Source organism: Neobacillus jeddahensis, assembly GCF_000612625.1.
Classification (GTDB): Bacteria; Bacillota; Bacilli; order Bacillales; family Cytobacillaceae; genus Neobacillus; species Neobacillus jeddahensis.
Genome location: NZ_CCAS010000015.1, coordinates 1 through 24,866, shown reverse-complemented (window position 1 = coordinate 24,866; position 24,866 = coordinate 1). Strand labels below are relative to the sequence as shown.

The following is a 24,866-nucleotide window of genomic DNA, read 5'->3' as shown; positions in this document are numbered from 1 at the left end:
TAAGTAGCACATCTATTTATGATAAACTATCTACATTAAAATTTGGAGGTGGAATGGTTGGAAATTCAACTTTCATCGGAAATAATCGAGAAAATTCCTAATTTCAAGGTAGGAATGATCGAATATAAAAATATTACAGTCGGGGATTCGCCACAAATGATTAAAGGAAGACTTCAGCTTTTTCAAGAATCCATTTACTTTGAATTACAAGATAAACAGGTGTCAGACCTTCCTGGAATTCGTGAATGGCGGAGTATTTTTAAAACCACAGGTAAGGATCCTAATAGATATCGACACGCTGCTGAGGCTCTGTATCGAAGGGTGCAAAAGCAAAACTATCTTACTTCCGTTCAAAGTGCCATTGATATCAATAATTTTTTCTCGTTGCAATATCAAGTACCCATTGGAATCTACGACCTTGATTTACTAAAAGGACCTGTCATCATTCGGATTGGTAAAGATGGAGAGGATTACAGAGGTTTAAATGGGAGAAAAAATTCCTTAACCGATCTTATCCTAACTGCCGACCAAAATGGACCATTTGGAAGTCCTTTTGTTGATTCTGAAAAAACCCCCGTCACGATTGGGACAACAAATGCCTTACAAATCATCTATCTCCGCCCTGCCACTGATTTTGATCAAGCAAGAAAACTCACTGAATCATTAATGAACATGTTTACCCAAATTCATGGTGGCGAAGCTTCTTACCAAATTATTTCTTAACCATTAACCGCCTCTTTTTTTTCATAAAAAGAGGCAAAGCTCTCTCTAATAAACAAATATAAAAAAACGCAATGCATCGTTCTCCTATGTAACGATACACTGCGTTAGTTAATATGTATGGAGCGGGTGATGGGAATCGAACCCACTACATCAGCTTGGAAGGCTGAGGTTTTACCAGTAAACTACACCCGCATTTTATGAACAAAGTATGAACACCAGCTGACTTTTATATAATACACAGTTTTTTTAGGACCGTCAAGGGATTATTGCGAATTATGTCGATTTTTCTTACTTTTCTTCCTCATTTAGTTCTGCTCCATAAGAACCTACCGAAACTATAAAACCATTGCCAATTAGCTGATAATGAAAGTATTAATTCTAATTATGCTAAAATAAATGTGATGACTATTTTAACAATGATGAGGGATTTCATATGTATAGAATAATGATGATTGAAGACGATGAAAAAATTAGACAGATTGTCGCTGATACGTTGAAAAAGTGGCAGTATGATGTAGTGGAAGTGACCCAGTTTGACCAAGTGATATCGGAGTTTGAGAAGACAGATCCGCATCTCGTTCTATTAGATATCAATCTACCGGTTTTTGATGGATACTACTGGTGCCAGCAAATACGTTCGGTTTCCAAGGTGCCGATTATATTCCTTTCATCCAGAAATCAAAATATGGATATCATTATGGCGATTAATATGGGTGGGGATGATTTCATTCAAAAGCCATTTGATTTAGATATTCTTGTAGCGAAAATAAGTGCACTCATCCGCCGAAAATATACGTATCAAGAGGATGAGGGCAGCCGATTTATCCATCGGGATTTGCAATTAAACGTCACCAATTCAACGATTGAATATAAAGGCCAATGCACGGAGTTAACTCGGAATGAATTTATCCTTTTACAATTGATGATGCGGAATATCGAGAAAATTGTTTCACGCGAGGACTTAATGCAGGCACTATGGAATGAAGATCAGTTCGTCGATGAAAACACATTGACCGTGAATGTGAACCGGATGCGCCGGAAAATCGCTGCACTTGGGCTGGCGGACTTTATTGTCACCCGGAAAGGAATGGGGTATATGATTGAATGACCTTCCTCCGCTATCTAACCTATGAAAAGCCTTATATTTATCTTTTTCTAACTGTTTTCTTGATCTCAGCCGCGGTATTTTTTACCGATAGCAATGGCGGCTGGGCATGGGGGACTTTCTTCTATGCCTTCACGCTATCATCGCTTGTATTACTGGGATTTTTATTATTTCGCTACCAGCAAAATGTCCGTGTGATCCGACAAATGAAAAGTGAGGATTATGACAGTTTGTCTCTGGAAGGAGAATTCGCTAAAGTGCATATCGAGGAGCTTAATCGGAGGCATATCCGTGAAATGAATCGAATTCAAGAAAGAAAAAATGAGCACTATGATTTTATCGTCTCCTGGTTCCATGAGATAAAAACACCGATTGCGGTCCTTCGCTTACTGCAGCAAACCGATATGGATACGGCAAGTTTAAGAGAAGAAATCTCAAAAATTGAAAATTACGTCGATCAAGCTCTCTATTACGCCAAGCTCGACAGCTTTAATCAAGATTACGATATTCAAAAATGTGATATTATCAAAGTTTCAAAGGAGATTGTTAAGTCACATTCAAAAACCTTTTTTTCAAAAAAAATCCGCATTACCATCCAGACAGATTTACTTGAGGTTCAAAGTGATCCTAAATGGCTGCAATTTATCGTCAATCAGTTAGTGACAAATAGTTTAAAATATACAGAATCTGACGGAGAGATTACCATTTCCGCATTCGAAACACCAAAAGAAAAACAGCTGGTCATTCGGGACAGTGGAATTGGCATCAGCCAAAAAGACCTGCCGCGTATTTTTAAACGTGGTTTTACCGGAGAAACAGGACGCTCCTTTACGAAGTCGACTGGAATGGGGTTATATTTAGCTCAACAGTTATGTAACAAATTAGGACATTACATTAGTTGTACATCAGAAGTAGGGAAGTTCACCCAATTTATTATTCACTTCCCGCTCGATAGCGATCCGTATTTCATCATGAAAAAAAATACACGATGAGTAAAATCACTCACCGTGTATTTTTTTCGCTGATAATTTTGTAGTAAATAGAGATAGATGATACGTAAAAAATAAAATATGTTAACACATACAATCCCATCACAGAAAAGATAATCGTCGTTAAGGAAGATAAATCTTTTATCACTAGGATGACCGAGTAATATAAAAGAAACCAGCTGTGCAATAATCCAAGTATGAGAGGTGGTAAAAATACAAACAGCAATTGCTTCCGAATAATCTTTTTTATCTCTTTGTCGCCCACACCTATTTTTCGTAAAATAGTGTAGTGTTCCCGTTCCTCCGTCGCTTCACGCAGCTGTTTAAAGTAGATGACACTTCCTAAAGCAAACAGCGCAATGACGGCAAAAAAGGCAACGGAAAACAATATTAATGACGAAGACTCCGTATTAGAAGAATACTGATCCACAAAGGCAGAGTAATAGGCACCATCAGTCTTCATGACGATATCGTATACTTTACGTGATACTTCATTAGATGTCTTAGCATCTTCGATTTGATAAATTTCATAAGTAGAGAGAGTATGCTGATCTTTCAATTTTTCAAAAGCCTCATCCGAAATAATGAGTACAGAAGGTTGTGGCTTATTTGTTTCCCCATTAGGTGCTGTCGGAATACTTAACAACGGATATCTTATTTTTTCAACTATATGAAAAGTGTTTTCACCTAAAACTGTCATCTCAGGCTGATTACTTTTATATTTTGTCGGGTCATCAATTCCTCGTGTTAGAAGAACAGCCTCTTCCCCTTTGATATTGATCTTGCTGCCAACTTCGCGCAAATCCACAATGGCATTTAATTGCGATTCAGGGAATAAGGTAAACTCCTCTGTGTAATATTCAGGATAGCTATAATATCTTTTTCTATCTGAGATTTTATCTGTCCGAATTCCCGTGATCGTTTCATGGGCCATAATCGGATGCGAGTCATTGATGATTTGTTCGATTTGTTTTTGTGTTTCATTATCTTGTGTGGAAAAGGCTAGATGATTGGGAAATTCTTTTTTTACAACGTCAGCTTTCACAGCGTAATCGACTGCAATAAATCCAACCCCAAAGATGACAATCGCGCTAATCAGTGAATTAAACGTAAAGTTGATTGTATTTCCTCTTATAGAAAAACGCAGTGAGGAAATCCATAACATTTTATTCCCTTTAAAATAATTTTTATTCTGACTCATTTTTTGTAAAATCCACCCGGAAAACTGGCGGAAAAATAAATACGTTCCGACTATCAATGCCACTGTTGTAGCCATTAATGTTTCATTAAAATGATCTTTCCATAAATCTGTGTCTCCCGATAGCGTAATCGTGTAATAAGATCCCACTATTAAAATGATCGATACTATCGCCAAGACAAATGAGAATTTAAAGGGTTTGTCCATTTTTTCTTTTGCATGAAACAATTCCACTAGCTGGACACGGCGGACATTAAAATAACTTTGAATCGTAATGATGACGATTAATAAGGCGAATAACAGAATTGTGGAGGCGATCGCTTCAAGTGGAAAAGCAAAAGAAATGTCCTCGTTATAGTGCATTAGGTTCATTAATACCGCACCGAAAAATTTTGATAGTAGTCCACCGATTAAGATCCCACTGGCAACAGAAATGGCACTCAAGAAAAACGTTTCAAAAAAGACCATTGTGGCAATTTGTCTTTCTTTCATTCCGTAAAGTAAATACATGCCAAATTCTTTTTTTCGCTGCTTCATGAAAAATGAGTTAGCGTACAAGATAAAGAAAACAATAAATAAAAAGACGATCATCGAGGCAATGAAAATAACTGTTTTGTAGTTTTCTTTATTCTGAATGGCCTCAACAACATCCTCGTTGAACATTAAACCAGAAAAAGTAAAGTAAATGACAACCCCGACAAGCATGGAAATGAAATAGATGGTATACAAACGGAAATTCCGCTTCATATTCCTCCATGATAAATCAACTAAGCTCATCGCCGGTCGCCTCCTAAGGCACTTTGAATCGTCAGAATTCGATCAAAGAATTCTTTTTCCGATTGTTCCCCTTTAAACATTTCATTGACGATTTTTCCATCACGCAAGAAGATCACACGCTGACAATAGCTCGCTGCATATGGATCATGGGTAATCATCAATACCGTAGTATCGAACGTTTTATTGAGTGATTGCATTTGTTCTAGCAGCAGGGTAGCCGACCTTGAATCAAGTGCGCCGGTTGGTTCATCGGCAAATACAATCGCAGGATCAGTAATGAGCGCTCGAGCGGCTGCCGTGCGCTGTTTTTGGCCGCCGGAAATTTCAGATGGATATTGATGTAAAATCGATTCAATATTTAATGCTTCACTCAATTTCGCTAAGCGCTGCTCCATTAGGGAAAGAGGTTTTTTTTGTAATGCCAGCGGCAGGAGGATATTTTCTTTCACCGTTAAGGTATCTAATAGATTGTAATCTTGAAATATAAATCCCATTCGTTTTTGGCGGAATTCTCGTAACGATTTCTTTTTTAAATCTAATAACGATTTTCCCTCTATCCAAACTTCACCGCCGCTAAAAGCGTCAATTGTTGATAGGGTATTCATTAAGGTTGTTTTCCCAGAGCCAGACGGCCCCATAATCGCGGTGAATTCACCTTGTTCAATTGTTAAATCAATATTTTTTAACAATTGTGTATTTCCGTAAGATTTCGATAAGTTCTTTGTTTGTATAATTTTAGTCATTGTTTCGTCCTCCTTCACAACCTTACTATACCGACTAATTTGCCCGCAAACCATCGATATAACAATCTTTAATGTGACATTTTTGTCATGTTGAGATTGTTATATCGATGGTTTTATAAAAATGTGTATAATGAAATCATATCTTTTTCCTTATTAGTTTTGAAAACAAAAAAACACCCTTAAACGCTGATTTAACGGGTGTTTTTGTTCCTTATTCAAGTTTCATCTTTTACACTCCACCTAAAGGTTTAAATGATTCTCTTTAAAAATTTGATCAAGATATCGCATATCATCCTCATTCAATCTTTTAAAAGGCTCCCTGCACCCATTACAACTAATCCCCATTTTTTCAAGGCCATATTTAATTCCTTGATTTACCCCTACTTTGATGAGTGCTTCAATCACATTATTGGCTTCAATTTGAATTTTTCTCGCTTCTTTTAATTTATTTTCGTAATATAGGTTATAGATTTGAATGAACTTTTCAGACATTAAATTATACGTACTACCGATACCTCCATCAGCTCCCATGGTTAACCCGGCTAAAAATATTTCATCATGACCATTAAACAAAATTTTCCCTTTATTCTTAAATCGTTCTAATTCAAACAGGTTCATGGATGTGTGTTTGACCCCGATAATTCTCTCGTTTTCTAACAATTGATAAAAATGATCCATTGAAATTTTAACACCAGAATTAGTAGGAAAATTGTATAAGATCATTGGCACTTTTACACTTTCGATAATCGTCTGATAATATTTTGTAATTTCCTCAAAACCAAATTGATAGTAAAAAGGCGGAATGGCTGAAATGGCATCCACTCCTACTTTTTCACCATATTGCGCCATTTCTACTGAGTCATCTGTCCGAATGGATCCAACATGATAAATGATAGTGGCCTTTCCTTTCGCCTCATCAGTAACAATGTCAATCAATCTTTTTCTTTCCTCCATATGTAAAAGAAAGGTTTCAGCAGTACTTCCGTTCACATAGAAACCCTTTACACCTTTTTCAAGATTCATTCTAACAATTTTTCTTAATGAAGCCTCATGGATTTCACCCTTATTAGTGTAAGGAGTGACCAATGCTGGAAATATTCCTTTATACTTATCCATAACTAAATCTCCTTTTCTGCAATAGGATGGAAGGGAATGAGAGGCCGGATTCATTTATACAGCCTCTATATGATTCTCCTACTATAAGAAAAATAATAGTAAATTTAATATAAGGAACGAAGCTTAAAGACATTAAGTAATTCCCCAACGCTTATTGAACTAGTTGGATTGAATTCTTCGCTGTTTAGATAATTTAATAATTCTAAGTATAGTGTATGAATTTCCGGTTGTTTCATTGTATTTTTCTCCAAAAAGTTAAATGTAGAGACAAACAGTTTTCCGTTTCCAACCTTCGTTTCAAAAGCATAGGCTAATCGTTTTGCACGATTGAAGTTATCAATTACTTCCACAATTGGTTTTACTTGTGGCAGGGAATCAAGGTTCAATGCCACTGTATCGTTCACGATATGATACCATTGCCAATCTGTAAAACGATCATGTGGGAAGTGCTTTAATGCAGGATGTTCATCAATAATCATCCCCATTGTTGTTCCTGCCTGGCCTGAGAACCAGAGATAGTTCCAGAAGATCGGCAAGTATTTCGTAGGAATTTCATCATATGCCTCATTCGGTTGAGCCATCAGCCATACCGATCCACCGTCAATTAAATATTGAAGCACATCTCTTGAGATTCGGTTGGTAATGGCAAGGTCGACTCCATTCACCTGTACATGACTGTGTTGTTTAATCCCGATCAGCTTTTCGAATTTAGCTCCATACATAATTGATCTAAGTGAATTTTCATTAGACCAGATGCGCGACTGATTGTCCGGCAGCTTTCCACGGCTCATTGACCAGAAATCCCATTGATTTTGATAAATCGTTCCATCAATTTCAATGGCTGCAGCTAATTGCAATTTTCGGGAACTCCCTTCAGGAAGTATAACCTCAAGCTGGGTTAGTTCCGTGTTATGACCGCTCACTAGATTATGAATAGTTTGAATTCCTTCAGCTATCGTCGTATCCTCTGATGATAAGGTCCATTTTAGCTTCGCACTTGTAGCTGGTTTGCCAAAATGGGATACTTCGAGACTTGCCTTCAATGTTTCACCAACGAAGTAAGTGCGTTTGCAACTTCTCATCAACAGGATAGTTTGACTGTTAAATTGGCTAAAAACTTCGGGAGTGATGACCCGTTTCGAGTTCCAAAAAACATCCAAGATCCCTACCGTCGCATGACCTTGCCCAGGGAAGTCACGAATATCCAGGAGTTGAATGCCAGCCAAGTTTGGAGTACGTCTCGCTTTTTCCATTCCCTCTTTTAACGTACGTACCATATGAACCCCGGTAGCTTCAATAAATTCATCCACACGATGTTCCAGTCCTTTTATTTGTAACGTTTCTTGAATAGAATCCAACCAACTTGGTTTGATGACTCCTTTGTATAGTTCAGCTTCTTGCGGTCTAACGTACATCGTAAATTGGCCATGCTCGTGTGCAATTAGAGGTTTTTCTTCCAATCTAGTAACTTCTCTAAAATCAGATGTTGTATCTGGTAATGCTGCCTGATTGATATGGTATGGCGGATGCCAATTTAATGTAGGTATATAAAAGTCACCTGCACGATCATTCGCTGGCAATTCACCAAACCCAGTATTATCTGTAAAAAGACGAGTGGAATCCAATTCCCTTGCAAATTGCACAAATTGATTTAATTGCGGATGGCCTTCTTGATTGGTCAACTCATTTCCCATCGACAATAATACAAATGATGGATGCAGATGCAGGTTATGTATGATCCGCTCCAATTCACGTTTCAAGAATAAATTTACTTCTTCAGGTGCATCATTTTCTCTTTCTCTATAAAAAACGCTCCAATGAGGCAATTCTGTTTGGACAAGCATCCCTTCCTCATCCGCCGCTTGCCAAAATGGTTCAGGAGCAGTCCAACCGTGTAAGCGCACATGGTTAAACCCATAGCTTTTGACAATTTTAAAATTCTCTTGGTAATACTCTTTATCCCATACCGGATAGCCTGTTTGAGGAAAGATACAACAATCTACATAACCAGACAAAAAGACTGGTTCTTCATTCAGCAGAAATTGATTTTTGTCAGCTTTAAATGTTCTTAAACCGAATGATTCTGTTCTTGTATCATAGATTTCACCATCATGATAAGTCGTTAACTCTAGTTGATACAAATATGGATTTTCAGGTGACCAAACTTGTGCATTCTCTCCCAATCGCAGCAAGAATAATTCATCTAATAATGTTGAATGATTTAGGATCTCTCTTTCTTCTACTGTAACGACATGACCCTCTGCACTTATTACTTTTACTGATAAGGATCGTTTACATTGCTTAAGTCCTTCATGATTGAGTTGGACTTGTAAATCGATGCTTTTGTCCACCGTATTGGATTGAATTTTAATATCAGTAATCGTATGAGGGATCACACCCTCAATTTCTATGCCTCCTGTTATTCCACCCCAATTTGTTGCCGTGTGATAGGAATGAATATGACTTTCATGCAAAGCTAAATCCATCCTGTTATCCACTTTGATGGCAAAATGGTGCTTCTTCCCAGATTCAACATGCGAGGTGATATCAAAGGAATGCGGAGCAACCAAGCTCTCACCCTTGCCAACTAATTTTCCATCAATCCATAATTCAGTATGCCATCTGACACCTTTTAAAATAAGTTTCGTTTTAAGTCCTTTCAAAGAATCCGGAATAAGGATGTCATTGATATACCAAGCAGCTCCTTCATACTCCAAATCTTTCTTCCATGTTCCAATTGGGTAATGGGAAGAATTGGTACCATACCCTTGTTCCTCCCAGGAACCAGGAACTTGAATGATATTTTCTGGCGCTTCTGCTAATCGATTGTGCCAATCTTGATTATCCTCATGGTCTATAGAAAATAACCATTTCCCATTCAGACTCTCAACCACTTTATTCTCTTTCAAGGTTCGAATATCCATTCATTTCACCCATTTCCATTTTTATAAAAAATTAATTTATTTAATGTAAGAAAGTTAACTTCATATATAATGACCAAACGGAGTAGGATCACATATTTATTTAACAGATCCATTTGTTAAACCCTCGATAAAATGCTTACTTGCAAAAATGAATGCTATGAATATTGGTAAAATACTAATTGATGTTCCTAACATGACCCCCGATACATCGGTCCCAAACTGGGTTGTAAGATTTGTCAACCCCAAGGGAACTGTGAATTTCTCTTCACTATTCAAAACAATCAACGGAGTTTGGAAGCTTTGCCATGAATTTAAAAAGGATAAAATTGCCAGCGCACCCAACCCTGGGCGAATCAAAGGAATGACAATTTGCCAATAAATTCTCAATTCGGATGCCCCATCTAATTTGGCTGATTCATACAATTCCGCCGGAACGGCCTGCTTTGAATATTGAATCATCCAAAACACCCCAAAAGGATAAGCCGCAGCAGGAATAATCAGAGCCCAGTGGGTATCGATCCAGCCAAGCGATTTTATTTCCATAAACCAAGGGACAATACCAGCCAGAGGCGGGACCATGATGGATCCAACTACAATATAAAAGAACCATTTATAACCCGGTGCATCAGTGAACCTTGCAAATCCATATGCTGCAAAGGAACACACAAATAATATGAGCAAGGTTGATAGAATGGATACATAAACACTATTCCAAAGGTTGGAGAAATATGGAATAGTTTCAAGCAATCTATTAAAATTATTTAGTAATTCATCTCCCGGCAATAGAGGAGGAGGAAATCGAAAAACATCTTCCCGAGAGTTTGTGGATAAAATAAACATCCAAATAATCGGGAATACAAAAATGACCGATAAGATTACCATGAAAATCTGAGGAATTAGTTTACGAATGTTCATTGATGCTTTTTTCATCATCCCTTTACCTCCCTTATCATGTTCTATTTCGTAAAAATCTCGAATTGATCAATGTAAAGATCAAGATGAGAGCAAATAATATGTAGGACTGCGCTGAAGCAATACCAAAATCAAAATATTCGAAGGCATTTTGATAAAGATACATCGCCATGCTTAATCCTGCATCATTCGTTCCACCACTGCCTTGAGTCAATACGTAAGGTTCGTCAAATATTTGGATTCCTCCAACGGTCGCCGTTAAAACGCTCACCATAATGATTGGCAACATAAGAGGCAACGTAATTTTTCGTATGATTTGTCCTCCACTTGCCCCATCAATCTTTGCAGCTTCATATACATCACTAGAGATGGTCTGTAATCCTGCCAAGAAAAGAATAAAATGGTAACCAGTCCATCTCCAAATTATGATTAATACAATTAAGGGTTTAATCCATGTTTCGGAGCGCAACCATTCTATTTTTACAGTACCTTCTACAAAAAAGCTCAAAAACATATTCATGATCCCTGAGTTTGTAGAAAAAATAACACTGATCATGACAGCAGTAAGTGCGGGAGCAACTAGTAATGGAAATAAAAATACAACACGATAAAACCCTTTAGCACGTCGAATATAGTAATTCACCATGAATGCTAAAATAAAAGCTAGACCAAGTGTCAACACAGTGGAGAAAAACCAAATATAAAGGGTGTTGAGGAGTGACTTTATAAAAACGGGGTCATGATACAAACGTATATAATTTTCGAACCCTACCCATTCTGGCGTCCCCATCCCATTCCATTCCGTAAACCCTATGAAAAAGGAGGCGATAATCGGAAAAAGACTGAATATCGCAAAAAGAATAAAAAATGGAGCAATAAAAAAATAAAACATTTTATACTTTTTCATTCTTCTGAGAAGGGATATTTTTTTCGTCGTGTCAATTGTACTAGCTTGAGTTATCACATTTTTGTCGACAATTACATTTCTGTCCATTTTATCCACCCCCTATAAATGTGCGGAGAGCATTATTATTGGGCCCTCCACACTTAATACTAAAATCTATTATTTTTTCACCCTAGATTCTACCTCTTTGATTGCCTGCTCCAAAGAATCGTTTATCGTCTTACCGCCAAAAGTAATATTTGTCAACATTTTACCTACAGCATCTTTTGCAATTTGGTCATTTTTAGTAGGGTATGGAATCCCCATTTTTTCTTGGACGTTTTTGAAGATTTCATTCGTTACTTGACCACCAAAGAATTCATTTTCTTGATTCATCCAATCCGCTTCCATTCCCGCTAAAAAGGCAGGGTATAATTCATCTTTTTCGTACATCCCTTTTAAGTTTTCCATATCTTGAGAAACGAATTGAGTAAATTTCCACGCAGCTTCTTTGTTTTTACTATCCTTCAAAATACCAATGAAGTCTCCACCGTTATTGAAGGAACTTTGTCCATTATATTCAGGAGCATACGTTACACCCCATTCACCTTCTGTACCAACTGCGTTATTTTTCAAATATTTCCCAAACCAATTACCTGAGAAGAAGGTAGCGACTGTACCATTTTGCATGGAAGCATTCCATTCTGGAGACCATGCTTCATATGGAGAAACAGCTTCTATATCATTTAATTTGTCCACTAAATCATACCCAAACTTGAAATGCTCATTACCGATCAGCAATTTTCCATTTTTATCAAAATAAGAAGTACCTCCTTGCTGCATAATCGTATCTACGATTCCTCCAGGAGTATCTATCATCCACTGCTTTCCTGATTTAGATAGTTGTTTTGCCACTTCAACATAATCATCCCAAGTTTTCAACAGCTCATGGACCTCTGCTGGTTCAGATGGTAGTCCAGCTTCCTTAAATAGAGTTTTATTATAGAACATCGCAGCGGGGGCTGAATTCTTTGGCAGAGCAAATATGTAACCATCCTTCCCCTTTACATAATTCCAAAAAAAGTCAACATATTTACCATCAAATTCATCTGCGTTATATGGATCTTTACTTAAATCTTCAAATGCTCCCAATTCTTTAAACTTAATAACATTATTAATTTCAACCATAGCCACATCTGGCCCTTTACCAGAAACAGCAGCAGTAGCTAATTTATCATGATATTTGTCTTGTGAAAATGCCTGTACAGTAACTTTAATATCTGGATATTTTTTCTCAAATAAAGGAATTGTGATTTCTTCAAAAGTTTGATCATTGTTTGGCCAAGTCCACACCGTAATTTCCGTTTTCCCATCTTTCCCCTTAGCTTCTCCCCCAGATTTCTGGTTAGTTGAACACGCTGTAAATAAGAACAAAACGATCATTAAAACTAGAAAACTAGAAACATACTTTTTCAAAAATACCTCCCCCTTCTTGAAAGCGCTTGCTTTCATTTGCCCTTATTATATTAAACTCACTTTACATAGTCAATTTATTTTTCAGAACTTTTAATTTATTTCAACCAATACTCATACGTTTTATTAGTAAATTCAAGCAAAAACCATTTTGACTTATCTGAATTCTTTATATATACTAAACTCAGTTAATAAAATAAAACTGGATTAATCGATACCAGCTATTCTCATTCTCTAATTGGTGGTGAAGCAATCTGTTAAAGAACAACTATGTCGATAGTGTGAAAATTGGATTTATAATTCAGGAGGAACATCTATGAAACAAAAAATCAGTAAAGATTTAATGAAACTATATAATCAAAAATTGCTCTTAAGAATTATTAAAGAGAAAGGACCTATTTCAAGATCTGATCTTTCTAAAATAACAGGTCTTACGCTCCCAGCCATTTCAGAAATTACAAAAGAGCTTGAGTCCCTCTATTTAATTAACAACATTGGGGAAACGCGAATAACTCGTGGAAGATTCCCATCCATGTATCAATTAAATGGTGATGCCTTTAAGGTAATCGGGGTAACCATCCGCTCTCATTCTATAAGAGTCGGTCTTATTAATTTAGTAGGAGATATTCTCTACTACGAGGAACAATACCAGTCATCCAATACAAAACCAGAAGTCATGGCAGATGCAGTTTCATCAATAGTGGATCGTGTCTTGCATGAAACAAAGACACAAAGACATGAGGTGCGTGGAATCGGTTTGGGAATGCATGGCATTGTAGATGCAGTCAATGGAATATCTATCTACCCTCCTCATTTGAAATGGGAAAATGTTGCCATTAGGGATTTGCTTGAAGAACGGATTCATTTTCCTGTCTTGGTAGATAACGATTGTAACACGTTGGCACTTGCTGAATACTGGTACGGAGGTGGCAGGAGCCTAAATTCCTTTATTACATTGAATGTAGATTATGGAATTGGTGCTGGTATCATTGTGGATGGAAATATTTTTCATGGAAGAGACTTCGGTGCCGGACAGATAGGACATACAGTGGTTTCAGATAATGGTCCATTATGTTCTTGTGGTAAGTATGGGTGCTTGGAGGCTATGTCGAGTGAAAATTCTATTGTGGAGAATATCCAAAGGAAAGTCAAACAAGGATACCATTCTTCTATCACCCATATTGAATCTGATCCCGATAAAATCAATATTCATCACATCTATAAAGCAGCTGCTACAGGTGATGAACTAACCTTAAACACTTTAAATCATGCCGCTCATTATTTAGGTATCGGTATCTCGATGCTCGTTAATTTGTTCAATCCTGAAAAGGTAATTGTGACTGGCGGTGTAATAAGATCCAAAGATATTGTTTTAGACACTTTAAATGAAACATTTAATATGCATGCATTAAAAACTAATGTTAAACATTTTGAGCTTGTTACATCTAAATTAGGCCAAAAAGCAGATGTACTAGGTGCAGGAACATTATGGATCAATGAAATATTCAAAGGAGACACGACTCTGACCGATTTATTAAATCTTGCTAGCATTAATAACTAAAATTGATACAAACTCAATGAGGAGTGATAAACATGAAGGATCACGTAAAGGTTTGGGAAGAAATAAGAGATATTCCAACCTATGGAGTTGGTGAACCAGATAAAAATCCGATGTTTCTTGAAAAACGTGTTTACCAAGGAAGCTCTGGACGAGTTTACCCTCATCCTGTTATTGACAAAATAGAGAATGACAAAAAATCACAGCCCTACAAGCTGATCATTTTAGAAAACGATTACATTCGGATTGAAGTTTTACCGGAGTTAGGTGGGAGAATTTACAGAGCATTGGATAAAACCAATGATTATGATTTTGTCTACCATAACCAAGTTATTAAACCTGCACTGGTTGGACTCACAGGACCTTGGATTTCTGGTGGCATAGAGTTTAACTGGCCGCAGCACCATCGCCCAAACACCTTTGGTCCTGTCGAATACAGGATGGAAACAGATCTAGATGGAAGCTGCACAGTTTGGGTAGGCGAAATCGATCGGATGTATGGAACGAAAGTGACAACCGGATTCCGGCTGTTTCCAGAAAGAGCCTACCTAGAAATTGAAGTGATCTTGTACAATAGAACAGCAGAAACCCAAACCTTTTTATGGTGGGCAAACCCTGCTATTCCAGCAAACGACTACACCCAATCTGTCTTCCCTCCTGATGTTAATGCCGTTTTCGACCATGGAAAACGGGATGTTTCTAAATTTCCAATTGCAACTGGAACTTATTACAAAATAGATTATTCTGAAGGCGTAGATATTTCCAGATATAAAAATATCCCTGTACCTACATCCTATATGGCTTATAGATCAGACTATAATTTTGTGGGGGCCTATGACAATAAAGTGGAAGCTGGCTTATTACATGTGGCCAACCACCATGTATCACCTGGCAAAAAACAATGGACTTGGGGAAATGGAGATTTTGGTCAGGCATGGGACCGACAGCTTACGGATGTAGATGGTCCATATATTGAATTGATGACTGGGGTGTATACAGATAACCAACCCGATTTCACTTGGCTTCAGCCTTATGAAGAAAAATCTTTCAAGCAATATTTTATGCCTTATAAAGAGATCGGTATCGTCAAAAATGCTACGATCGATGCTGCAGTGAACTTGGAAGTGGATGAAAAAACGCAAAAGGCAAACGTCCAGGTTTATGCAACATCTGATTTTAAAGGAGCAGTTGTCGAATTAAAGGGGAAACAGAATAATTATATCAATGAAACTATCAATTTATCCCCTAACAATACGTATACATCTGTCATAAAAATAGAGGATCTTGAAAAGGCACATGATTTAAGGCTTACTGTAAAAAATGATAAAGGAAAGGTACTTGTTTCCTATCAGCCTAAAAAGCCTGATATCGAAAAGGTACCCGAGGCGGCGGAAGCCATCCCTACCCCTGAAGAGTTAAAGACTATTGAAGAGCTATATTTGGCGGGCCTACATCTTGAGCAATATCGCCATGCTACATTTGAACCAGAAAACTATTATTTAGAAGGGCTAAAACGTAACCCAAATGATATAAGAATCAATGTGGCTTACGGAAAATTATGGTTAAGAAGGGGGAAATTCAAAGAAAGTGAATCGTACTTTTTAACGGCCATCAGATCATTGAAAACTAGGAATCCAAATCCATACGATGGAGAAGCTTTTTATCAATTAGGCGTTGCTTTAAAAATGCAAGGCAAGCTTAATGAAGCTTTTGCCGCCTTTTATAAAGCGACATGGTCGGCCGCGTGGCAAGAAAGCGGGTACTTCTCCCTTGCACAAATTGCTACTAGAAAAGGTGATTATGAGGAAGCTTTGGAGCTTATCAATCGATCCTTGATCCGCAATAATCATAACTTTAGAGCACGGGTATTAAAGACTGCAATTTTGAGAAGGCTAGGCTACATTGAAGAGGCTAAAGTTTTTGCTAAAGAAACCCTCCAATTTGACCGTTTGGACTTTGGTTCACATAATGAAGTATTATTATTAGAAAGAGAAAGCGGAGAAGTAGAACAAGCCAAACAGTCACAATCTGAGATCAATTCTTTAATGAGAAAGGACGTATTCAACCATTTAGCACTAGCTGATGATTATCAAAGCTCTGGACTTCTTGAAGAAGCAATTGATGTCCTTTTACGTTTGGTTCCAGATGAAACTGTGGAAGGCTACCCAATGCTGCATTATGCCTTAAGCTACTTATTTAGTCAACTTAGACAATCAGAGAGAGCAGAAGCTCATCGAGCATCCGGTATGAGGGCAAAACCAGACTACTGCTTCCCTAATTGCCTTTTTGAATTACTTGTATTGGAAGACATAATAAGAGAAAACCCGAAAGATCATCGTGCACACTATTATTTAGGCAATCTGCTTTATGATAAGAAAAGACATACTGAAGCCATTGAACATTGGGAAATATCAAGAGATATTTATCATGAATTTCCAACAGTCCACAGAAATTTGGCTCTTGGATACTATAATAAACTCGGCAACGCAAAACAAGCACTACAAGAATTAGAAGTTGCTTTTCAACTTAATTTAAAAGATGCAAGAGTCTTTTATGAATTAGACCAATTATGTAAAAGGCTAAATTACAAGCCGGAACAGCGATTAGTAAATTTAGAAAACTATATGGAATTAGTTCTAACAAGGGATGATCTTTATATTGAATACGTATCTCTTCTAAATATCCTTGGAAGATATGAAAATGCTTTGATCGCTTTACAATCACGGATATTCCACCCCTGGGAAGGCGGCGAAGGGAAGGTTACAAGACAATACGTTTTTGCCAATGTGGAATTGGGTAAAGAACACCTCAAAGCAGGCGATTATGATAAAGCCATAGATTATTTAACGTCAGCCCTTAAGTATCCCTTAAATCTGGGAGAAGGAAAGCTTGCCGGTGCCCAAGAAAATGATATTTTTTACTACCTTGGTTGTGCATATGAAAAAGCAAGTCAATCATTGCAAGCAAAAGAATGCTTCCAGATTGCATCATTGGGGTTACATGAACCAAAAAGTGCTATGTATTATAACGACCAACCACCTGAAATGATTTTCTATCAAGGACTCGCTTGGATCAAATTAAATAATGAGAAAGAAGCCAAGAGAAGATTTAATAAGCTAATTGATTATGGTGAATCTCATATTTTTGATAAGATAAAAATAGATTATTTTGCAGTGTCACTACCTGATTTCCTTGTTTTCGAAGATGATCTGAGTAGAAGAAACAGAATTCATTGCAAATATATGATGGGACTTGGACATCTAGGGCTATCCCAATATAAAAAGGCTCTGAATTTTTTCGATGAGGTATTAGTCCAAGATACTAATCATCAAGGTGCTCTTCTTCATAAAAGATTATGTAAATACTATAATGAATTTGTACAAATCTAATGAATAAAATTGGCATTCCATTTCTTTTCTCACTTTGAAATGGGATGTCTTTTTATTCATTACAAAATATTCATCACCCTAACAGGTAAACATTATTCATCGTCATTAAAAGGGAAGGTTGGAAGGGCAGACAGTATTTGAACTGTTGGCAGCGCTAGCCGAACTTCTGTGAAAAATATATAAATATTATCCCGGCCTGCTCTACTCTATTATCAAAACAAAAAGCACCTCCAAGACATTGATTTAACAACACCTGGAAGTACTTTTTTTTAAAAATATGTATTCGTTTTTTTAAAGATACCGGTGGTCGGGGTCGAACCGACACTCCAGAAGGAACACGATTTTGAGTCGTGCTTGAACGTCTGAACCCTTGAACCACTTGTATTAAGCTATTTATCAACTATTTCTTAAAATCATGTCATACGACCTGTCAATTTATGTTCCTATTATAGCAAATATAGCAAGAAAATCACACGTAAAATACTGTCTAATAAGGACATTTTCTTATGTTTCATACGGCTGTATTTTTAACTCTGATTGCAGGATTAGGAGTGCTATAACCATTTACTAATATTGACTTACTACCTTTGGTTATAAGCACCCCGACACCTTGCCTTGTGTTTGAAATACTTGATTAACGTTATATGTTTTTATGTTTTTGTGTTTATATAAGGTTAATCAAAAATTCCAAAAACCTTAATTATTGCTTGCGTTTTCTTTCTCGTCAGAAACATCTTGTATTGTTTTTAGTGATTCTTTGTAGTTGGTTGCATATGTTTTACTCAATTTTTCTTGTTTGATACCATCATTCAATAAATCATCTATAAGAATGGAATCATACGCTGTTAATGTTCCCTTTATAACTTCCGATTTCTTTTTACCTCCTAGTATCTTTTGAAGTTTATGATTGTCTTTTACTCTAACAACATCATTAAAAAATGAATTTTCTCTTGCCACGGCTTTTTGGTAAGCAAATGCTAAATGTTCCTTTTTAAAATCCATCACAAGTGAATCTTTCATATAGTTCTGAATCTCTTTATCTGTTGCAATTAAATCAATGTAAACAGCATCATAAACATACTCATATCCAAGTGATTGCAAATACTTGTATTCATCTTCTTTATAAGCTAATACAGATAAGTTTTTAGGTTTATATCTAATATCTGTAGCTGTAACCTCATGTTTTTCACGTAAACTTTTTAGCATTTTGTCAATCTTACAAACTTCACTAACAATTATAGGGTCATGGATTTCCCTACCGAATTTATCTAGACTGACAGCATTTACAACATCCATATGTCTTATGATTCCTTTTTCTTTCATGTCTTTCACCACTGATTCTATATGTTTCCTAATTCTTTGTGTTTCTTTATTAACTGCATCCCAAAACATCACATATCCATATTTTTTATATTTATCGTCAAGATTTTTATAATAACCTTTCTGTTCATCAATAGTTATTTTTTCAGATGCAAAAAATAATACATCACTCATGACTTCTAAATCACGGGCAAGCACCCTATAAGTTGTCGATGGTTTCCTATTAGGATTTTTCAAATAAATCAAGATTATATTTTGTAGAATTTCCTTATATGGCATCTGCTCTTGACCACAATTAGAATAGTTTTGTAAATGTTTCCTTTCAACTTCTTCATCTCTTTCACCTGCTAGTCTGTACAAATTTTTCTTATCAATCTTCACAACTTCAACAATATGCCATTTCTGTTTAGCTGTTGTTATAGTTGTATCTTTATGACCCCCTAGCTTTTTATATTTTGCAAAGTATTCCTTACATTTTTCTGTTCCAAACATTTCTGCAAATTCTGCAACTGTTAAAATCATTTCATCGTTATAACTTGTCATTTTTCCAATTACCCTTTCTTATTTCATTTAGGATAGGAACTAGGGTAGTATAAAAAGAAATATATATTAATACCCAAGTTCCTATCCTAAGACATTCCCCTAAAACTCCAACAACATCAAAGTATGTTCAGCGACTTTGGTACTTTGGTCGCAACAATGCGAAATCTGCGACAGCAGTTTTGCATTGCTGGTCAAAGTACATAACCAACAATTTATTATGTATGTATTTCATTATTTCATTATTAACCTTTATTCTATGCCATCCCTCACCTCTCAAAAAACAAACAGATTGATACTAAAAATATCAATCTGTCAACTAATTACTCTTATATTATAGCACTTTTTAGTGAATTTGTCGAATTTTCCTCTTACGATATTATTGACTTATTAAATAAAATGTGGTATCAAAAAAATCGCTCTATAAAGGATATTTTTCGATTGGTCTTTTTTAATTAGAACCCTTCAAAAGTATGTCATTAGAGCGACTTTTATTTATTCTTTGATAAAGACTGTTTTCGTACACTTTGTTGTTTTTCATTATGTAAATCATAGACTCTTAATTCCTAATATTATTTTGACTTCGTTTCGGTTCTTTGTTGTCCTTTTAAAACCATCCTTTGAATCCAAGATTAAAACTGTTTTTCCAATCCAAAACCTTAAATATAAAGATTGAAATTTAATTGGGTATATTATTCCTTTTTCTTCAAATTCAGTACCATCACTTAATTCTGTTTCCGTTCTTATTAACCATCTGTTTCCAATACCAAGTTCAATGAATTTCAAATCTACATCCCCTTTTTCTTGCCTTCTGACCAACATTATATCAATACTCAATATTTTTTGGTCAAGAAAGCAATAAACATACGAAAACAACCTTGATAAAAGAAAACTTTTATAAAAAATTATTTAACTTGCTTCATATTCTTCAATCAGCTTGTACAAGGTTGTTCTGCTTACTCCAAGTTCATCGGAAAATTGGGTTTTGTTGATTTTACGTGCCATATATTTTTGATATAATTCTTTGAATTTCTCGTCTATTTCAATCGCCTTTCTTCCCTTGTACTTGCCATTTGCTTTGGCGATTGCGATTCCTTCACGCTGTCGTTCTAGCATGTTCATTCTTTCAAATTCGTTTATTGCCCCTAACATTGTAAGCATTAGTTTTCCCTGTGGCGTTGAAGTATCGATGTTTTCTTTTAGAGAAATCAAAGTAACGTTTTTTTCTTGCATTAACTCCACTAATTCAAGTAAATCCTTTGTACTTCTAGCCAGCCGTGAGAAGTCATTGATGATAACTGTATCGCCTTCACGCATATACTCAAGCATGGCTTGTAATTGTGGTCTTTTCGTATCTTTTCCACTTACTTTCTCAATAAACCATTTGTCAATGCTCGCTCTTTCTTCAATAGCTTTTACCTGTCTTTGCTCGTTCTGGTCAACTGTTGATACCCTAACATAACTTAAAAATTTCCCCTTACTCATTTTTAAACGCTCCTTATTTGGTATTAACTATATATTACCAAATTGTTCATTTGAAGTCTATAATGTAGTGAACAAATTGTTCATAAAGTAGAAAAATAATTCTATTTAAACATGAATAAGGAGTTGCTAAAACGTTCATTTAGGTCATGGTCTATATTTACAATTAGTTAAACAAAACAAGGACTATAAATATTGAACAACCTTTTTAGTCCATTCTCCTTTTTCATCTGCAAGTAGCGTTTTCCAACCCAAATTAATTGCTTCCTTATGATTTTTCTCTTGGTCATCAACAAATAAAACATTTTTCTCGTTATCAATATGTGATTTCACTATTAAATAAATATCACCTTCCGGTTTACAACACCCTACCTCCCCAGAAATAGTAATACTTTTTATATAGTGTCGAAAAGGAGCAATTATGTGTTTCACCCATTCAATACGATGATTACTCAATAAATGAATATTTGCATATTTACTCCATTTAGGTATTTCTTCGATGGCTGGTAGAGGTTGTATTAAAAATTGTAATTTAGACTTTGCATATTCAATATCAATAGTTGGGAACTCTTTTTTTAACCTAAACCAAAATTCCTTTTCTTCTATCTTTCCTGTCCATAGTTCCTCCCGAACTACTTTTTTAAACTTAATTAGATTTCCATAAGATATCTCAAATTTTGAGGATAAATCATTCCAGAACATTGGTGAAAAGTTAGTTGCAATCACTCCTGCAATATCTAAAACTAAATCAGGTTTTGTAGACATTATTTTTTGCACCTTTCCAAAATATATTTTCTTAATTATTTTCGTTATCTTAAATAGATTTCCTGCTTTTTAAATGAAACTGACCGATACTTAAAGAAAGAAGAAAAAGCTTTACTCCTTTTGAAGTAAAGCCGTCTGTTTATTCAAATAGAAAATAATTATAGTGTCTACATTCTGATTTTAAGATTAACTAATGGTGAAAAAGTTTTATGCTTATCTAAAACATCGTCACTAAACAAATTAACATATACTCTTACCATTTCCATGCTTGTATGACCTAATATCTGTTGTAATTCAAAAATCCCTGCACCGTTCTTTACGCTCAATTTTGCAAAGGTATGTCTAAAAGTATGGCAGGAGCATCTAACCCCTTTTATATCTGCTAGTTTACCGTAAAATGTCACTCTGTTCTGGAATTGCCTTTTTGACATCTTCTCACCGTCTAGCGTGACAAACAAAGCATCCGTTTCCATTACCCCTCGTATTTGAATATACTTCTGTAACTGATTTTTCATTTTTGATTGTATAGGAACGATCCGTTCTTTATACGTCTTAGTATTTCTAATATGAAGTTTAGATTCATTCCATAAAATATCTTGAACACAAATTCCTTCTAATTCGCTCACACGCACGCCTGTTTCAAGCAGTAATAGCATAAAAGTATAATCCCTTACTCCGACAAAAGAGCGTAAATTTGGCTGATTAAAAAGCGTTTGAAGCTGTTCATTAGTAAAAGTTTCAACAACCTTTCTACGGTCTTTTAGTAGTTTAATATCACTTAATGGATTATCTTTAATGTGCCGTTCACGATGGAGGAAATTGAAAAATGCTCTAATGGCTCTTAACCGTGTGTTAATGGTTACTGTTTTTAATCCTTTTTCTTTCATGTACAGGATTATACTTTTTACTTGGTCTTTCGTTATGTTTGCAGGAGCAGGATTATACTCTTTTTCCCTTAGCATCTTATAAAATACAGACATCTCATTTTTATAATATTGGATTGTTTGTGGTCTAAGATTTCTTATTTCACAATCGTCAATAAATAAGGATAAAGCTGTTTTAAAATCAATTTCCTTTACAACCTTTGTTGTGTTAATAATTGATAATTCCTCAATAGATAATTCGTTTGTACGTCTTGCCATTTATTAATTCCTCCCTGTTTAATGACAAGGTACGCACACGATTTTATGTACACGATATTTTTCAAATAATCGTATTTTAGATAAATAAAAAACGTTTCTTACTATGTGTAAGAGACGTTTTCTTCATCGCTTTGACAATCGATGAAATGATACCGGTGGTCGGGGTCGAACCGACACTCCAGAGGAACACGATTTTGAGTCGTGCGCGTCTGCCAATTCCGCCACACCGGCGTATTAATATTTTTTTAGAGCAATGCCGAGGACCGGAATCGAACCGGTACGGTAGTCACCTACCGCAGGATTTTAAGTCCTGTGCGTCTGCCAGTTCCGCCACCCCGGCAAAATAATACTATTTCTAATTCATTAAAAGTAATTTATGGAGGCGGCAACCGGATTCGAACCGGTGGTAAAGGTTTTGCAGACCTCTGCCTTACCACTTGGCTATGCCGCCATATATTGGAGCGGAAGACGGGATTCGAACCCGCGACCCCCACCTTGGCAAGGTGGTGTTCTACCACTGAACTACTTCCGCAAATTGGCTGGGCTAGCTGGATTTGAACCAACGCATGTCGCAGTCAAAGTGCGATGCCTTACCGCTTGGCTATAGCCCAATGTATTTTGAATTAGACTTTTATTCAAGTTAAATTTATGGGGCGGCTGATGGGAATCGAACCCACGAATGCCTGAACCACAATCAGGTGCGTTAACCACTTCGCCACAACCGCCATAATAATAAAATAAATTGGCAGGGGTAGTAGGAATTGAACCCACACCAAAGGTTTTGGAGACCTTCGTTCTACCTTTAAACTATACCCCTAAAAATGGTGGAGGGGGACGGATTCGAACCGCCGAACCCGGAGGGAGCGGATTTACAGTCCGCCGCGTTTAGCCACTTCGCTACCCCTCCACATATATTATTCATTTTGCCAGCAACAAGTGCCGACGAGAGGAATCGAACCCCCAACCTACTGATTACGATTCAGTTGCTCTACCAATTGAGCTACATCGGCAAAAGCTTTGAATAAATGGTGGCTCAGGACGGAATCGAACCGCCGACACAAGGATTTTCAGTCCTTTGCTCTACCGACTGAGCTACTGAGCCAAAAAATAAAATTGTACCCTACAAATAAATTGCGACAAGTCCTTTGCTCAAAAGAACTTCGTTCTTTCTCGCAGATTGCCGCAGAAGCTATTCAGTGATGTGAGCAATCTGCTCTACCGACTGAGCTACTGAGCCATATTTAAATGGCGGTCTGGACGGGACTCGAACCCGCGACCTCCTGCGTGACAGGCAGGCATTCTAACCAACTGAACTACCAGACCATATTGCGGGGACAGGATTTGAACCTGCGACCTTCGGGTTATGAGCCCGACGAGCTACCGGACTGCTCCACCCCGCGACAATAAGAAATATAAAATTTAACGATGCCCTTAGTTTCTAAGGACTGTCCCGACTTCAGAAAGCTTACTCAAGTAGCAGCTCAGTCGGTACAACTCGCAGATAATTCTTTGTAGCAACGCTCGTTGCTCCACCCCGCGACAATAAAAACATTATAATGGTGGAGGATGACGGGATCGAACCGCCGACCCTCTGCTTGTAAGGCAGATGCTCTCCCAGCTGAGCTAATCCTCCAAAATGGTGACCCCTACGGGACTCGAACCCGTGTTACCTCCGTGAAAGGGAGGTGTCTTAACCGCTTGACCAAGGGGCCATATTGTATAAAATAATGGCGGAGAGCAAGGGATTTGAACCCTTGAGACAGGGTTACCCGCCTACACGATTTCCAATCGTGCTCCTTCGGCCACTCGGACAGCTCTCCATATAAA

At 36.7% G+C, this 24,866-nt stretch carries 17 protein-coding genes and 16 tRNA genes; 5 read left to right on the top strand and 28 right to left on the bottom strand.

Annotated elements, in window-relative coordinates; genetic code table 11:
* The first annotated feature begins 57 nt into the window (after positions 1 to 57).
* Positions 58 to 723 carry a B3/B4 domain-containing protein gene (locus TY15_RS09225; protein ID WP_040204328.1) on the top strand — a complete coding sequence of 222 codons (666 nt, stop codon included), beginning with the start codon at positions 58 to 60 and terminating at the stop codon, positions 721 to 723.
* Positions 724 to 841: 118 nt separating this feature from the next.
* Here the strand turns inward: TY15_RS09225 and TY15_RS09220 are convergent.
* Positions 842 to 915 (bottom strand) — tRNA-Gly (locus TY15_RS09220).
* Positions 916 to 1,156: 241 nt separating this feature from the next.
* On the opposite strand from TY15_RS09220, the gene TY15_RS09215 reads away from it, so the two are divergent.
* Positions 1,157 to 1,831, top strand: coding sequence for a response regulator transcription factor (locus TY15_RS09215; RefSeq protein WP_040204326.1), 675 nt, complete (start codon positions 1,157 to 1,159; stop codon positions 1,829 to 1,831).
* Entirely contained in the window at positions 1,828 to 2,820 is a 993-nt protein-coding gene (locus TY15_RS09210) for a sensor histidine kinase (RefSeq protein ID WP_040204325.1), read from the top strand. The genes TY15_RS09215 and TY15_RS09210 overlap by 4 nt, the downstream gene beginning before the upstream one ends.
* 10 nt (positions 2,821 to 2,830) lie before the next feature.
* On the opposite strand, the gene TY15_RS09205 is transcribed toward TY15_RS09210, so the two are convergent.
* The 7 genes from TY15_RS09205 to TY15_RS09175 form a co-directional block, all read right to left on the bottom strand.
* Positions 2,831 to 4,792 (bottom strand): ABC transporter permease, encoded by a 1,962-nt coding sequence (locus TY15_RS09205; RefSeq protein ID WP_040204323.1) that lies wholly within the window; start codon positions 4,790 to 4,792, stop codon positions 2,831 to 2,833.
* The gene (locus TY15_RS09200; RefSeq protein WP_040204322.1) at positions 4,789 to 5,535 is read right to left on the bottom strand and encodes an ABC transporter ATP-binding protein; all 747 of its coding nucleotides are present in this window, start codon (positions 5,533 to 5,535) and stop codon (positions 4,789 to 4,791) included. Before TY15_RS09200 ends, TY15_RS09205 begins: the two co-directional genes overlap by 4 nt.
* 240 nt (positions 5,536 to 5,775) lie before the next feature.
* Positions 5,776 to 6,651 carry an N-acetylneuraminate lyase gene (locus TY15_RS09195; protein ID WP_040204321.1) on the bottom strand — a complete coding sequence of 292 codons (876 nt, stop codon included), beginning with the start codon at positions 6,649 to 6,651 and terminating at the stop codon, positions 5,776 to 5,778.
* A gap of 104 nt (positions 6,652 to 6,755) precedes the next feature.
* On the bottom strand, positions 6,756 to 9,575 hold the full coding sequence (locus TY15_RS09190) for a glycoside hydrolase family 2 protein (protein WP_040204320.1): 2,820 nt from the start codon (positions 9,573 to 9,575) through the stop codon (positions 6,756 to 6,758).
* Between the two features lie 96 nt (positions 9,576 to 9,671).
* A complete protein-coding gene (locus TY15_RS09185; protein ID WP_040204318.1) occupies positions 9,672 to 10,508 on the bottom strand; it encodes a carbohydrate ABC transporter permease in 837 nt (278 codons plus the stop codon).
* A 16-nt stretch (positions 10,509 to 10,524) separates the two neighbouring features.
* Positions 10,525 to 11,481, bottom strand: a complete 957-nt coding sequence (locus TY15_RS09180) for a carbohydrate ABC transporter permease (RefSeq protein WP_052353735.1) — start codon at positions 11,479 to 11,481, stop codon at positions 10,525 to 10,527.
* Positions 11,482 to 11,550: 69 nt separating this feature from the next.
* The gene (locus tag TY15_RS09175) at positions 11,551 to 12,846 is read right to left on the bottom strand and encodes an ABC transporter substrate-binding protein (RefSeq protein ID WP_040204317.1); all 1,296 of its coding nucleotides are present in this window, start codon (positions 12,844 to 12,846) and stop codon (positions 11,551 to 11,553) included.
* Between the two features lie 313 nt (positions 12,847 to 13,159).
* Here TY15_RS09175 and TY15_RS09170 point away from each other — a divergent pair, with 313 nt between their 5' ends.
* Positions 13,160 to 14,404, top strand: a complete 1,245-nt coding sequence (locus tag TY15_RS09170) for an ROK family transcriptional regulator (protein ID WP_040204316.1) — start codon at positions 13,160 to 13,162, stop codon at positions 14,402 to 14,404.
* Between the two features lie 32 nt (positions 14,405 to 14,436).
* On the top strand, positions 14,437 to 17,790 hold the full coding sequence (locus tag TY15_RS09165) for a DUF5107 domain-containing protein (RefSeq protein WP_040204315.1): 3,354 nt from the start codon (positions 14,437 to 14,439) through the stop codon (positions 17,788 to 17,790).
* A 696-nt stretch (positions 17,791 to 18,486) separates the two neighbouring features.
* Here the strand turns inward: TY15_RS09165 and TY15_RS09160 are convergent.
* From TY15_RS09160 to TY15_RS09065, 20 genes are all read right to left on the bottom strand, one after another.
* The gene (locus TY15_RS09160; protein ID WP_040204313.1) at positions 18,487 to 19,653 is read right to left on the bottom strand and encodes a hypothetical protein; all 1,167 of its coding nucleotides are present in this window, start codon (positions 19,651 to 19,653) and stop codon (positions 18,487 to 18,489) included.
* Between the two features lie 546 nt (positions 19,654 to 20,199).
* The gene (locus TY15_RS09155; RefSeq protein ID WP_040204311.1) at positions 20,200 to 20,436 is read right to left on the bottom strand and encodes a DUF3977 family protein; all 237 of its coding nucleotides are present in this window, start codon (positions 20,434 to 20,436) and stop codon (positions 20,200 to 20,202) included.
* A gap of 123 nt (positions 20,437 to 20,559) precedes the next feature.
* Positions 20,560 to 21,135, bottom strand: a complete 576-nt coding sequence (locus tag TY15_RS09150) for a recombinase family protein (RefSeq protein ID WP_040204310.1) — start codon at positions 21,133 to 21,135, stop codon at positions 20,560 to 20,562.
* Between the two features lie 183 nt (positions 21,136 to 21,318).
* Complete coding sequence (locus TY15_RS09145; RefSeq protein WP_040204309.1) at positions 21,319 to 21,897, bottom strand: HAD family hydrolase; 579 nt, start codon at positions 21,895 to 21,897, stop codon at positions 21,319 to 21,321.
* A gap of 167 nt (positions 21,898 to 22,064) precedes the next feature.
* Positions 22,065 to 23,039, bottom strand: coding sequence for a tyrosine-type recombinase/integrase (locus TY15_RS09140; RefSeq protein WP_040204307.1), 975 nt, complete (start codon positions 23,037 to 23,039; stop codon positions 22,065 to 22,067).
* A 150-nt stretch (positions 23,040 to 23,189) separates the two neighbouring features.
* Positions 23,190 to 23,270, bottom strand: a tRNA-Leu gene (locus tag TY15_RS09135).
* Between the two features lie 23 nt (positions 23,271 to 23,293).
* A tRNA-Leu gene (locus tag TY15_RS09130) sits at positions 23,294 to 23,379 on the bottom strand.
* A gap of 37 nt (positions 23,380 to 23,416) precedes the next feature.
* Positions 23,417 to 23,490 (bottom strand) — tRNA-Cys (locus TY15_RS09125).
* Between the two features lie 6 nt (positions 23,491 to 23,496).
* Positions 23,497 to 23,571, bottom strand: a tRNA-Gly gene (locus tag TY15_RS09120).
* A gap of 4 nt (positions 23,572 to 23,575) precedes the next feature.
* A tRNA-Gln gene (locus TY15_RS09115) sits at positions 23,576 to 23,650 on the bottom strand.
* 38 nt (positions 23,651 to 23,688) lie between these two features.
* A tRNA-His gene (locus tag TY15_RS09110) sits at positions 23,689 to 23,764 on the bottom strand.
* Positions 23,765 to 23,782: 18 nt separating this feature from the next.
* Positions 23,783 to 23,856 (bottom strand) — tRNA-Trp (locus TY15_RS09105).
* A 5-nt stretch (positions 23,857 to 23,861) separates the two neighbouring features.
* Positions 23,862 to 23,946 (bottom strand) — tRNA-Tyr (locus TY15_RS09100).
* A 30-nt stretch (positions 23,947 to 23,976) separates the two neighbouring features.
* A tRNA-Thr gene (locus TY15_RS09095) sits at positions 23,977 to 24,049 on the bottom strand.
* A gap of 16 nt (positions 24,050 to 24,065) precedes the next feature.
* Positions 24,066 to 24,141, bottom strand: a tRNA-Phe gene (locus tag TY15_RS09090).
* A 144-nt stretch (positions 24,142 to 24,285) separates the two neighbouring features.
* Positions 24,286 to 24,362: transfer RNA gene (locus tag TY15_RS09085), tRNA-Asp, on the bottom strand.
* Positions 24,363 to 24,365: 3 nt separating this feature from the next.
* Positions 24,366 to 24,439, bottom strand: a tRNA-Met gene (locus TY15_RS09080).
* Between the two features lie 157 nt (positions 24,440 to 24,596).
* Positions 24,597 to 24,672, bottom strand: a tRNA-Val gene (locus TY15_RS09075).
* A gap of 4 nt (positions 24,673 to 24,676) precedes the next feature.
* Positions 24,677 to 24,751 (bottom strand) — tRNA-Glu (locus TY15_RS09070).
* Between the two features lie 16 nt (positions 24,752 to 24,767).
* A tRNA-Ser gene (locus TY15_RS09065) sits at positions 24,768 to 24,859 on the bottom strand.
* Positions 24,860 to 24,866 lie beyond the last annotated feature (7 nt).